Consider the following 12,462-nt stretch of genomic DNA (forward strand, 5'->3'; position numbering starts at 1 on the left):
GTCAGCGGTAACTATGACCTGGCTTACCAGGGCAACAACCTGACCATCACCAAGGCGCTGCTCAATGTGATCGCCGACGGCAAGACCAAGGTCTATGGCGACGCTGACCCGAGCCTGACCTACCAGGTCAGCGGCCTGAAGAACGGTGACAGCGCCGGCTCGATCCTGACCGGCGGGCTGAACCGCGCCGCAGGCGAGAACGTGGGCGTGTACGGTATCAACCAGGGCGGCCTGGTGCTGACCAGTGGCAACTATGACCTGGCCTACCAGGGCAATGACCTGACCATCACCAAGGCGCTGCTCAACGTATTCGCCGATGCCAAGAGCAAGCAGGTCGGCACCGCCGACCCGGCGCTGACCTATCAGGTTTCCGGCCTGAAGAATGGCGATAGCGCCGGTCAGGTGCTCGCCGGCGGGCTCGGTCGGGTGGGCGGCGAAGCCGTAGGCCAGTACGACATCCTCCAGGGTGGGCTTGCCCTCACCAGCGGCAACTACCAGCTCAACTACCAGGGCAACCTGCTGAGCATCCTGCCGCTGCCGGTCACGCCGGGCGACCTGGGGCAACTGGCAGCGCTCTCCGACTTGCGCGAACTGCAGAAGGGGCGCGATCCGGATACCCCCGGGGATGCGGTCTACCGCACCACCACGCTGGAAAACCCGTTCCTCGAAAACCCGTTCCTGCGCGCCTACGCTCTGGGCATGGACGTCAGCGATCCTAACCTGCTGCCGGCTACCGCCGCGGGTCCGGCGGAGGACGCCAGTGCCAAGCGGGTGGGGCAGTTCACCGATCGTCCGCTCAGGGCAGAGGCCGAGAGTGGGGCGGGTTGCTCGAACCAGAGCTACCTGGCCGACTACTGGAGCTGCTTCAACAAGCCTCTGAATTTCTAACCCTTTTCGCAATGCGCACTATCGTCTCCGGGCGGTAGTGCGTCATCTGCCCGAGGTGAATGATGAAACCTTCGCAATGGACGCTTCGCTGGGTGACGCTCTGTGGCTGCGGGATGCTGGCTGCTTCCGCCGCCGCCGTGGAGTTGCCAGGGACTGTACAGCCATCCCAGCTCGATGAACGCTTCAAGCCCCGCAGCGAGCCGCAAGCCAAGCCCGAGGCGCCGCTGGTGGTGCCCAAGCAGGTCGCGCCGCAAGGCAGCGAACAGATCCGCTTCGAACTGCGCGAGATACGCATCGAAGGCAACACCCGCTATGACAAGGCGGTGCTTGAGTCCTATTACCAGCATATGCTCGGCAAGCAGGTGTCCCTGGCCGAACTGGTCGACCTGGCCAACCGCCTCACCGCCAAGTACCGCCAGGACGGCTACCTGTTGACCCAGGTAGTGGTGCCGGAGCAGAGCATCGAGGGCGGCAAGGTACGCCTGCAGGTGATCGAGGGTTACCTCGAACACGTGCAGATCAAGGGAACCGTCGATGGGCCGCGGGTGCGAGTGGAGGAACTGCTCGCGCCGCTGACCGAAAAACGTCCGCTGGATGCCGATACCCTGGAGCGCGGCCTGCTGCTGGTCGGCGACCTGCCGGGGGTCAACGTGCAGAGCGTGCTCAGCCCGGGTCAGGCGCTGGGCTCGTCGAACCTCGACGTGGCCTTGCAACAGCAGCGATACGAAGGCTTCGTCAGCCTCGACAACCGCGGCTCGCACTACACCGACCCGACCACCCTGGCCTTCGGCGCCACCGAGTTCTCCCGCCTGGGCTTCTACGAGCAGATCGACGTGCTCGGCGCGATCTCGCCGTTCAGCGATGCCACCCGCTACATCCAGTTGCGCGGCACGTTGCCGCTGGGTGGCATGTTCGCCGGCGATACCCTGCAGATCATGGGTTCCTATTCGAAGGTCAACCCGGACATCCCGGACTCGGTATTCCCCTTCGACAGCGTCAGCAAGAGCACCGAAGGCAGCATTTCCTACAACCATCCCTTCATCCGCTCGCGCTCGCAGAACCTGAGCGGCGGCCTGGCGTTGCAGTGGAAGGATACCGAGACCCGCCTGCGCGACTTCGCCAGCGACGCCTCGAACCCCGGTCGTGACCATGTGCGGGTGTTCCAGCAACGCCTGACCTATGACTGGGTCGACCGCTGGATGGGCATCAACCTGGCGGAGGTGCGCAACAACATCGGCCTGGACATGTGGGGCGCGACCAAGAAGGACGATGAACGTCGTTCCCGCGAAGTGGCCGACGGACGTTTCGTCTATCTCAACGGCAACATCGGGCGTCTGCAAGGGCTCGGCGGACCCTGGTCGGTGTATGGCGAGTTGCAATGGCAGTACAGCTTCGACCCGTTGCTGCCGAGCGAGCGCTTCGGCGTCGGCGGCAGCGGGATCGGTCGCGGCTTCGCCCCGGGCAACATCACCGGTGACCGTGGCTTCGCCCTGAAGCTCGAACCGCGCTATGGCCAGGCGGTGGGCTATAGCTGGCTGCGCAGCTACCAGGCCTACGCTTTCTACGACTGGGGCAAGACCTACAACCTCGACGTGGACGATGACGAGCAGCAGAAGCTCGGCTCGATCGGTGCCGGGGTGCGCTTCAACCTCACCGACCAGTTGTCGTTCAACCCGGAGATTGCCCGCCAGGTCATCGGCGAGCCAGCCGACCAGCGCGATGGGAAGCGCGAGACGCGGGTCCTGTTCAACGTGGTGGCGCGCTTCTGAACCCTGCCGGCCTCCGTTCCGGAGGCTGCTGACGGAGCCCCTCTCCGGTTCTGCGGAGAGGGAGGTTCGTGCTCAATTCCGAGTGTTCTTCTCAAACTTTCGATTTCTTCGATTTTTCATATCGATGCCGTCAATCCGTGCCAAGGCCGGTCGGAGAGGCGTATTCTTGCTGTAACTCCTGTACTAGAGCGGTTCTTCGCACTATTTCAAACGTCGATGAATACTATTGGCGCGCTTCGTTTTCCAATCGAGTTTCCCGAACAGAGAATGGCCTCACGTAACGAATACCTGGAGCCACTGCCATGAAACGCCCGCTGATCCTCGCCATCGCCCTTGCTACCCTGACCGCCAATGCCGCCTTCGCTGCACCGCGGGTCGAATCCATCGCCCTGCGCGGTGCCCAACAACTGATCGCCTCCGACGGTTCCGACCGTACCCTCGAACGCCTGCGCAAGACCCAGGCGCCGCGCGTCCAGGAAGAACGCCGGGTCGCCGAAAGCGGCAGCGAGCAGACCATCGATCGCTTGCACCGCGACATGACCAGCCGCGAGGCGCGCCTGGCCGAGAACGGCAGCGAACAGACCGTCGACCGTCTGCACAAGGACATGGGGCGCGTCGATCTGCGCCTGGCCGACAACGGTAGCGAGCGCACCGTCGACCGCCTGCATCGGGAGATGCGGCGCCCCGCCTGACACCGCGGATCACGCCGCAAGGTGCGAGAAAAGCCCGGCTCGATGCCGGGCTTTCTTATTGCCGAGAAGGTGCGGTGTTCCATGGGGAGGACGGATAACGCCCCAGGCGTTATCGCCGATACGCCGCTGTCGGGGCAGCGACGCGCGACGGCATTGGCCTCAGTGCAGGCGGTCGCGTTGCGCCAGGCTAGGGAACAGCTTCATCCACGCTCCGGTGACCACCAGGGTGCCGATCCCGCCGAGGACCACTGCCGGTACCGTGCCGAACCAGTGTGCGGTGAGCCCGGACTCGAACTCGCCGAGCTGGTTCGAGGCGCCGATGAACAGGCCGTTCACCGCGCTGACCCGGCCGCGCATCTCGTCGGGGGTTTCGAGCTGCACGAAGGCGCCGCGGATGACCATGCTGACCATGTCCGCGGCGCCGAGTACCACCAGCACGCCGAGGGACAGCCAGAACGATTTCGACAGGCCGAAGGCGATGGTTGCCAGGCCGAAGATGCCCACGGAGAGGAACATGATCCGCCCGACGTTGCGTTCGATGCTGAAGTGCGCCAGCCAGAACGACATCGCCAGGGCGCCCACCGCTGGAGCCGAGCGCAGCAGGCCGAGGCCCCAGGGCCCGGTGAGCAGGATGTCCTTGGCGAACACCGGGAGCAGGGCGGTGGCGCCGCCGAGGAGCACGGCGAACAGGTCGAGGGAGATTGCCCCGAAGATGTCCGGTCGGCTGCGGATGAAACGGATGCCGGCGAGCAGCGAGTCGAGGGTGGCCTTGCCCTGGGTGAGCGGCTGGTTGCGTACCGGCAGGCTGAGCGTCAGGACGCACGCGAGGACGTAGAGAGTCGCGGTCGGCACGTAGACCCAGGAGGCACCGAACGCATAGAGCAGGCCGCCGAGGGCCGGGGCGGCAATGGTCGCCGCCTGCATCGCCGAAGCCGAAGCGGCCACCGCGCGCGGGAACAGCCCGGCCGGTACCAGGTTCGGCAGCAGCGCCTGGGTGGTCGGCATTTCGAAGGCGCGGGCGGTACCGAGGGCGAAGGCGAGGACGAAGATCATGTTGCGGGTGATCTCTCCCGAAGCCGCGCCGAGCACCAGTGCCACCGCCACCAGGGCCTGGCCGGCCTGGCAGAGGGCGGCGATCCTGCGTCGGTCGTAGCGGTCGGCAACATGCCCGGTGTGGAGCATGAACAGTACCCGCGGGAGGAATTCGGCCAGGCCTACCAGGCCCAGGTCGAGGACATTGCCGGTCAGTTCGTAGATGTGCCAGCCGATGGCCACGGTGAGCATCTGGAAGCCGCTGGCGGTGCAGACGCGGGCCAGCCAGAAGGCGAGGAAGGGACGATGGCGGAGCAGGGAGCTGGGTTGGCTGGACATGCGGGGGTCGGGCGTTTCGAGAGGAGGGCGGAGAGTAACATGTGGTTACCTCTTGGCTGTTGCCATTGCCGAAATCGAAGATTCAGAGAAGCGCACGAAAAGGTTGGAGCCGGCCTGGCAGGCGACCAAAGTCGAGTGTCCATGGGGCCTTCCAGCGGTAGACGGGACTTTTCCTCGGGTGCGACTTGTCGCTAAAATTAACTCCTGAGTCAGGTTTTTCCGCCTGCGTGCTCCACCTCGTCCGTCCGGACGAGCTGTTCAAGCCTGAATAACGACATGGGTGGGAACCGTACCACCCAGAGGAACTTGCATGTCCAACCGTGATATATCCCGGCGCGCCTTTCTCCAGGGCGGGTTGATCGCCGGCGTGGGTGTCACCCTGGCGCCGCTCGGCAGCCAGGCGTTCGCTGCCTTGTTCGAGAACCAGGTGACCGTTTCCGCCCAGCGCTGGATGGCGGGCAACGGTCAGGTCCGTTTCCGTAACGACGCCTTGTCCAAGGTCTGCGGCAACAAGGTGTTCGCCCGCGATATCCGCGCCAGGGACATGCCCGGCTGGCCGCAGCAGCAAGGCCACGCCATGTTGCTGAAGACCGTTCGCGCCGACCGCATCTACGAAGGCCACGACCTTTCCTGGCTGGGCGCCGAGTTGCAGCCGGACCGTATCGTCACCGCCGCCGACCTGGAGAAGGACGGCATCGTCTTCCCCGAGGCGCATTCGCCCGATCCGCTCCTGCCGCCGGGCAAGGTGCCGATGTTCATCGGCCATCCGGTGGCGATCCTGATCTGGAACGACTTCGAGCGCTTCCGCCGGGCCAAGCTCAAGCTCAAGTTCAACGACAAGGCGATCCGCTATGGCGCCCAGGCCCCGCTGTACCAGGGCGATCCCTACGGCAGCTATCGCTTCGTCCGGGTCGGCGGCAAGACGCCCTACGAGGACGACGAGTTCTCCAGCCTGAAGGACTCGATGCTGTTCCCCACCATCCTCAACCGCAAACCGGTATGGACCCGCGAGCCGAAGCTGCACGGCGACCTCACCGAGCAGGGGCTGTTCCATGCCAAGCGCATGGCCGAGCAACTGGAAAACCCGCCGCAGGACTGGCTGGTCTTCGACGAGCGCTACAAGACCCCATCGATCGAGCCGGCGGCATTGGAGCCGGACAACGGCAACGGCTGGTACGACGCGGCGAGCAAGACCTTGCACTTCGTGGTCGCCACCCAGTGCCCGTTCGAAGTCGCCTACGAAAGCGTGCACATGATCAAGCCGTCGCGCTTCGCCCTGGAGAAGCTCAACATCCATCCGGGCTATACCGTCGGCTACGGCTCCAAGGACAACAACATCTTCGTCTTCTATGCCGCGCTCGCCGCGCTGTATGGCGAGGGTGTGCCGGTGCGCCTGGCCAACGACCGCTACGAGCAGTTCCAGAGCGGCATCAAGCGCCACCCGTTCGACATCCGCTACCAACTGGCGGTAGACAGGAACGACCTCGGCTTCCGCATCTTCCGCGCCGACATGAGCGCCGACGGCGGCGGGCGCGCCAACTACAGCGCCTCGGTGGCGGCGGTGGGCGCCACCGCCGCGCAGTCGATCTACTACATGCCGCAGAACGACCTGGCGGTCACCGCCTATCATTCGCGCGGCGTGGAGGCCGGCTCGATGCGCGGCTACGGTACCCTGCAGACCATGGCCGCGACCGAGATGATGGTCGACGAGATCGCTGGCCGGCTGGGCGTCGACGCCATCGACCTGCGTCGTCGCAACGCCCTGCGCTCGGGCATGAAGAACACCCAGGGCGCGGTCCCGGCCGGTGCCCTGCGCCTGCACGAGATCCTCGACAAGGCCGCTGCCCACGAGGTCTGGAAGGACCGCGACGCACGCAAGAAGCGCTTCGACGCGGAGGACCCGGACAACTGGTATGGGGTCGGCTTCGCCATTTGCCAGAAGGACTTCGGCACCGGCGCCGAGGCGCCGATGGCGAGCATCGAGTTCAGCGCCGACGGGCGCATCAGCCTGCGCCACATCGGCACCGAGATCGGTACCGGGATGTCCACCTCGCAGGCCTTCGTGGTCGGCGACTTCCTCGGCCGTCCGGCGGACGAGGTGAAGACCGCCGAGACCGAATGGCCCGAGCTGCGGCTCACCACCAAGGGCAATCCCTACCTGATGAGCCAGGCCGAGCAGGACGCCGCGCTACGCGATCCGCGCTGGGTCGGCAAGCTGGCCTCGCCGTCGTCGGCGACCAACTCGGCGTTCTATTTCAGCCACGCCACCCGCGAAGCCGCGCGCGTACTGTTCAACCACGGCCTGTGGCCGGCGGCCCTGGCGCTGTGGCGCAGCGGTCCGTTCGGCGGCCAGGCCAATCCCTATGCGGTGCGCCGCGAAAACGCGGTATGGGTCGACGGCCAGTTGACCGGCAACGGCCTGGCGCCGATTCCCTTCGCCGAGCTGGCGAAGAAGGCCCACGAGATGGGCCTGGTCACCGGTGTCAGCGTCCACGGCTTCAACCGCTGGAGCTGGGCCGAGGCGGATTTCGTCATCGATGGCGTGCGCGAGCGCCTGCCGCTCGACGCCATGGCGGTGAAGTACGGCGACGGCGCGCCGGGAGTGAAGAAGGCGATGATGAACAGCGCCGGCTTCCACCTGCTCGACCGGCAGAATCCGGCTTATCCGGCGACCCAGCTGAACAACGCGATGGTCACCTACTACAGTCCGGTGGCGACCCTGGTCGAGCTGAAGGTGAACAAGGGCAGCGGCGAGGTGCAGGTGCTCGACCACCATTCCTGGATCGAGTGCGGCCGGGTGCTGGTGCCGGAGCTGGTCAAGGGCCAGCTGGAGGGCGGCATCGCCATGGGTATCGGCCATGCGCTGCTGGAGGAAATGCCGCTCTACGAGGGCGGCCCCGCGGAAGGGGACTGGAACTTCAACCGCTACCGGTTGCCGCGGGCGAAGGACGTGGCGGTGTGGAACCAGACGGCGGAGATCCTCCCGCCGCTGTCACCGACCGATCCGGCCAAGGGCATCGCCGAGGTGGTGATGATCCCGGTGGTCGGCGCCATCGCCAACGCCGTGGCGCACGCCACCGGCAAGCGCGTCCGCGACCTGCCCATCACTCCCGCCCGCATCAAGGAGGCCCTCCATGGCTAACCGCAAGCTCCAGATGACCCTCAACGGTCAAGCCGTCGGTCCGGTGGAGGTCGCCGAAGACCTGCCGATGATCGACTACCTGCACGAATACCAGAACCTCACCGGCTCGCGCCTGGGCTGTGGCCAGGGCATCTGCCATGCCTGCGTGGTGATCGTCGACAATCCGGACGGCACCAGCGAGGAAGTGCGCACCTGCATCACCGGCGCGCACTACTTCGACGGCAAGAAGGTTCGCACCATCGAGGGCCATGCCCAGCGCGACGAGAATGGCGACATCCGCGAGCTGAACCCGATCCAGCAGAAGTTCGTCGACCAGTTCGCCTTCCAGTGCAGCTATTGCGCGCCGGGCTTCGTCAACGCCGCCACCGTGCTGGTGGAAAAAGCCCAGCGCCAGCCGATCAAGCGCAGCGAGCTGGAGCAGGCGATCGAGGACAGCCTCGGCCATCACATCTGCCGTTGCACCGGCTACGTGCGCTACTACAGCGCCACCCGCGACGTGCTCGACGAACTCGGCCTGGTCAAGGAGGCTTGAGGATGAAGCGCACCCTTTCCGGCCTCGCCCTGGCGCTGGCCGCGCTGTCGCCGTTCCTGGCCTCCGCCGCCGGCGCCGACGCGGCGCTGGTCAAGCGCGGCGAATACCTCGCCCGCGCCGCCGACTGCATGGCCTGCCATACCGCCGAGGGCGGCGCGCCGTTCGCCGGCGGGCTGCCGATCCAGTCGCCGTTCGGCACCATCTACGGAACCAACATCACCCCGGACAAGGAACACGGCATCGGCGCCTACAGCGCCGACGAGTTCTTCGCCGCTCTTACCGAGGGCAAGCGCAAGGACGGCGCCTACCTCTATCCGGCGATGCCCTACACCTCCTATCACCTGATCGAGCGCGAGGATGCCGACGCCATCTACGCCTACCTGATGGCCCAGGAGCCGATCGCCCGGCCGGCGCCGCAGACCAGCCTGAGCTTCCCGTTCAACGTGCGCATGGGCCTGGCCGGCTGGAACCTGCTCTACGGCAAGAGCGTGCGCTTGCAGCCGGAGGAAGGGCGCAGCGAGGCCTGGAAGCGCGGGCAGTACATGGTCGAGGTGCTCGGCCACTGCGGCGAGTGCCATACCCCGCGCAACCTGGCCGGCGCCCTGGAGCAGGACAAGCGCCTGAGCGGCGGCCTGCTCAACGGCTACCTGGCGCCCAGCCTGCTGCCCGGTGACCTTGCCGCGCGCGGTTGGACCCAGCCGGACCTGGCGAGCTTCCTCAAGCACGGCATGAGCGCCCAGGGCAGCATGTTCAACGAGATGTTCCCGGTGGTGCACCACAGTACCCAGCACCTCGACGACAGCGACCTGGCAGCCATGGCCACCTACCTGCTCGGCGACCAGCCGCCGCCGGCCAAGGTGGTCCAGGCGCTGCCCGAGGCGCAGCTGAACGACAGCGGCAAGCGCGGTCGCCAGCAGTACCTCAACGTCTGCGCCGGCTGCCACGGCGGCGAAGGCGAGGGCAAGCCGCATATCGCGGTGGCGATGAACGGCAACACTACCCTGCGCCTGCAAGACCCGCGTAATCTGTTGCGAGTGATCGAAGACGGCATCGTCGAACAGCAGTTCACCGGCTTCGAACGCATGCAACCGATGCCCGGTTTCGCCGGGAAACTCGACGACGAGCAACTCACGGACCTGCTCAACTACCTGCGCCAGACCTGGGGCGGATTGCCCGGTGACCTCGGTCCCCAACAGGTCGCGCAATTGAAGATGGAGAGCGCTTCGGCGCATACCGTCAAGGTGAAGTGAATCGTGCAACACCTCGATCTACAGGTGGTCCGCAAGGCGCTGAAGTGGTCCGTGGGCGGCGAACGGGTGTGGTTCTGTACCGTGCTCACGACCTACGGCTCGGCGCCCCGCGCGCCGGGATCGCTGCTGGCGGTGAACGCCAGCGGTGAATGGATCGGCTCGCTGTCCGGCGGCTGCGTCGAGGATGATTTCCTCGAACGGGTCGCCGCCGGCGGTTTCCCCGATCCCGCGGTGATCGTGCGCTACGGCGAGGCCGACGACCCGAACTCGAACATCCGCCTGCCCTGCGGCGGCATCCTCGACGTACTGGTGGAAAACCTGGCGCCGGACTGCGATATCCAGGCCCATCTGCGCGAGCTGGAGTCGGCGTTGCTTGGTCAGCGCCGCCTGCTCCGCGAGGTCGAGCTGGGCAGCGGCGCGCGCAGCCTGCGCGACGATTCCAGCCACGGCCCTCGGGCTGAGCGCGACGGCGAGCGCGTGCGCCTGCGCGTCGGCGCCGCACAGCGCCTGCTGCTGGCCGGCTATTCCAGCGTCGCCCATGCCTGCGCCGAGTTCGGCAAGGGCCTGGGCTTCGAGGTGATCCTCTGCGACCCGCGCGAAGAAGCCTTGCGCGGCGTGCTGCTGGAGGGCATCGAGATCCGTCGCGAGCTGCCCTCGCTGTTCATCGCCGACGGCGGTTGCCACGCCGATACGGCGGTGGTGGCGTTGACCCACGATCCGAAGATCGACGACCTGGCGATGCTCGAGGCGGTGCGTACCGAAGCCTTCTATATCGGCGTGATGGGATCGCGGGCGACCTCGGAGAAACGCTTCGAGCGCCTGCGGCGCATCGGCGGCCTGGGCGATGCCGAACTGGCGCGGATCCACGCGCCGATCGGCCTCAACCTGGGTAGCAAGACGCCGGCGGAAATCGCCCTGGCGGTGCTGGCGGACATTCTCCGCATCCGCAACGGCATTCCCCGCGAGCGGCTCTGATGGTCGCCGCCGACGAGGTGCTGTGCCTGGTCCTGGCGGCCGGGCAGGGGCGCCGCTTCGGCAGCGACAAGCGCCTGGCGCGCCTGGCTGATGGCACGACCCTGCTGGCGGCCAGCGTGGCGCGGGCGCGCGAGGCGTTCGCCGAGGTGCGGGTGGTGGTGCGTGCCGGAGACACCCCGGCGAGCCTGGGCCTGCCGGCGCAGCAGCGGCTTGTCCACAGCCTCGATGCATCGTTGGGCATGGGCCACAGCCTGGCCGCCGGCGTCGCGGCGACGAGGAACAGCCCGGCCCGGGCCATCGCCGTCCTGCTCGGCGACATGCCCTGGATCGCCGCCGATACCCTCGAGCGTCTGGCCGCGATGGCCACTCCCGAAGCCATCGTGTTTCCCCTGTACGACGGTCAGCGCGGCCATCCGGTGCTGTTCGGCCGCGCTTTCTGGGACGCGCTTGCGCAACTGGACGGCGACCAGGGCGCGCGCCGTGTGCTGCAGGCCCATCGTCCGGCCTGGTGCGAGGTGCCGTGCGACGATCCGGGCGTACTCCGCGACGTGGACACCCCGGCGGCGCTCGGCTGACTATTTTCCCGCTTTCAGGATCACGAACTTCGGATTCGCCGCGACCTGCTCGACCCCGCGGAACAGCCGCTTGAGCTTGGCGTGGTAGCCCAGGTGGCGGTTGCCGACGATCCACAGTTCGCCGCCCGCCGCCAGGGCATCGCGAGCCTGGAGAAACATGCGCCAGGCGAGGAAGTCGCCGACCACCTGCTGCTGGTGGAACGGCGGGTTGCACAGGACCAGGTCCAGCGAGCCCGCCGCCTGGCCGGCCAGGCCATCGTCGGCGCGGAACGTCGCCGGCCGCTCGCCCAGCGCCGCTCGCCAGTTTTCCCGCGCCGACTGCACGGCCATGTACGACTCATCCACCAGGGCCAGCTCGGCCTGCGGGTTGAGCAGCGCGTAGGCGATACCGAGCACCCCGTTGCCGCAGCCCAGGTCGGCGGCGCGTAGCGCGCCGAGGCTGCGTGGCAGGTGCGGGAGGAAGGCGCGGGTGCCGATGTCGAGACCCTCCCGGCAGAATACGTTGGCGTGGTTGAGCAGCGTCAGCGGCGGCTGCTCCAGGCGATAGCGGGTCGGATAGGGCGAGCGCGGTTGCGGGCGCTCCGCTGCCTCGGCGATCAGCAGGCGGGCCTTCTTCACCGCCAGCGAAGCGTGCATCGGGCCGATGTAGCGTTCCAGCAGGTCGCCGGCGGCGCGCGGCAAGTGCTTGACCATCCCCGCGGCGACGACCTGCGCGCCCGGTGCCAGTTGGCCGTGCAGGCGGATCAGTTGCTCCTCCAGCAACGCGAGGGTCTTCGGCACCTTGACCAGCACGTGATCGAAGGGCCCCACGGCGGTTTCGCTGGCCGGGACGAAGCGCACCGAACCCAGGTCGAGGCCGTTGCGCGCGAGGTTCTTGCGCAGGGCGAGGAAGCCCAGGTGCGAATCGCCGCTGCTGGTGACCTGGACGTGCGGCGCCAGGCTCGCGGCGAGGGCGCCGAAGGCGTCGTTGAGGACCAGCACCCGGCATTGCGCCGTCACGCCCCGTTCGTGCAACTGGTTGAGCAGGTATTCGTCGGCGGCATCGAACGCCTGGAGGGGCTCGCCGTCCTGCTCGGGCTGGCGGACCAGGTCGAGCTGGGCGAAGGGGGTGGCGAATAGAGGCATCGGGTTCCCGGCGGGGCGAATCCCGCTCGTCAATTAACAATCTGTCGAAACTGAGAGCTGGTTGGAGTTCTCCAGCTTGTGCGGCACACGGATATGCCGAAAAATTCTTTACCCGGCTCTGGTTAGTCGTTTCCTTACCGACG

Annotated in this window: 10 protein-coding genes; 8 read left to right on the forward strand and 2 right to left on the reverse strand. The window is 66.9% G+C overall.

The window, feature by feature from the left end:
- The 3 genes from ACTJJX_RS29320 to ACTJJX_RS29330 form a co-directional block, all read left to right on the forward strand.
- Positions 1–888, forward strand: an 888-nt coding sequence (locus ACTJJX_RS29320) for an MBG domain-containing protein (protein ID WP_440782046.1), incomplete at its 5' end; no start/stop codon positions are given.
- A gap of 62 nt (positions 889–950) precedes the next feature.
- Positions 951–2,657, forward strand: coding sequence for a two-partner secretion system transporter CdrB (gene cdrB / locus ACTJJX_RS29325; protein ID WP_003094915.1), 1,707 nt, complete (start codon positions 951–953; stop codon positions 2,655–2,657).
- A gap of 302 nt (positions 2,658–2,959) precedes the next feature.
- Positions 2,960–3,349: a hypothetical protein gene (locus tag ACTJJX_RS29330; RefSeq protein ID WP_003106768.1), complete on the forward strand. Its 390-nt coding sequence runs from the start codon at positions 2,960–2,962 to the stop codon at positions 3,347–3,349.
- A 159-nt stretch (positions 3,350–3,508) separates the two neighbouring features.
- Here the strand turns inward: ACTJJX_RS29330 and ACTJJX_RS29335 are convergent, their stop codons facing one another.
- Positions 3,509–4,720: an MFS transporter gene (locus ACTJJX_RS29335; protein ID WP_016852137.1), complete on the reverse strand. Its 1,212-nt coding sequence runs from the start codon at positions 4,718–4,720 to the stop codon at positions 3,509–3,511.
- Positions 4,721–5,030: 310 nt separating this feature from the next.
- Here ACTJJX_RS29335 and ACTJJX_RS29340 point away from each other — a divergent pair, with 310 nt between their 5' ends.
- From ACTJJX_RS29340 to ACTJJX_RS29360, 5 genes are read left to right on the forward strand one after another with little or no spacing between them, the layout of a single operon-like run.
- Positions 5,031–7,862, forward strand: coding sequence for a xanthine dehydrogenase family protein molybdopterin-binding subunit (locus ACTJJX_RS29340; RefSeq protein ID WP_016852136.1), 2,832 nt, complete (start codon positions 5,031–5,033; stop codon positions 7,860–7,862).
- Positions 7,855–8,394 carry a (2Fe-2S)-binding protein gene (locus tag ACTJJX_RS29345; protein WP_003094903.1) on the forward strand — a complete coding sequence of 180 codons (540 nt, stop codon included), beginning with the start codon at positions 7,855–7,857 and terminating at the stop codon, positions 8,392–8,394. The genes ACTJJX_RS29340 and ACTJJX_RS29345 overlap by 8 nt, the downstream gene beginning before the upstream one ends.
- A gap of 2 nt (positions 8,395–8,396) precedes the next feature.
- Entirely contained in the window at positions 8,397–9,644 is a 1,248-nt protein-coding gene (locus ACTJJX_RS29350) for a cytochrome c (RefSeq protein WP_003116295.1), read from the forward strand.
- Positions 9,645–9,647: 3 nt separating this feature from the next.
- A complete protein-coding gene (locus ACTJJX_RS29355) occupies positions 9,648–10,619 on the forward strand; it encodes an XdhC family protein (protein ID WP_016852135.1) in 972 nt (323 codons plus the stop codon).
- Positions 10,619–11,194 (forward strand): nucleotidyltransferase family protein, encoded by a 576-nt coding sequence (locus ACTJJX_RS29360; RefSeq protein ID WP_016852134.1) that lies wholly within the window; start codon positions 10,619–10,621, stop codon positions 11,192–11,194. The genes ACTJJX_RS29355 and ACTJJX_RS29360 overlap by 1 nt, the downstream gene beginning before the upstream one ends.
- Here the strand turns inward: ACTJJX_RS29360 and ACTJJX_RS29365 are convergent, their stop codons facing one another.
- Positions 11,195–12,319: a methyltransferase gene (locus ACTJJX_RS29365; protein WP_003112793.1), complete on the reverse strand. Its 1,125-nt coding sequence runs from the start codon at positions 12,317–12,319 to the stop codon at positions 11,195–11,197.
- Between the last annotated feature and the right edge of the window lie 143 nt (positions 12,320–12,462).

Origin of the sequence: Pseudomonas sp. 22490 (genome assembly GCF_052044465.1) — a bacterium.
Taxonomy (GTDB): domain Bacteria; phylum Pseudomonadota; class Gammaproteobacteria; order Pseudomonadales; family Pseudomonadaceae; genus Pseudomonas; species Pseudomonas aeruginosa.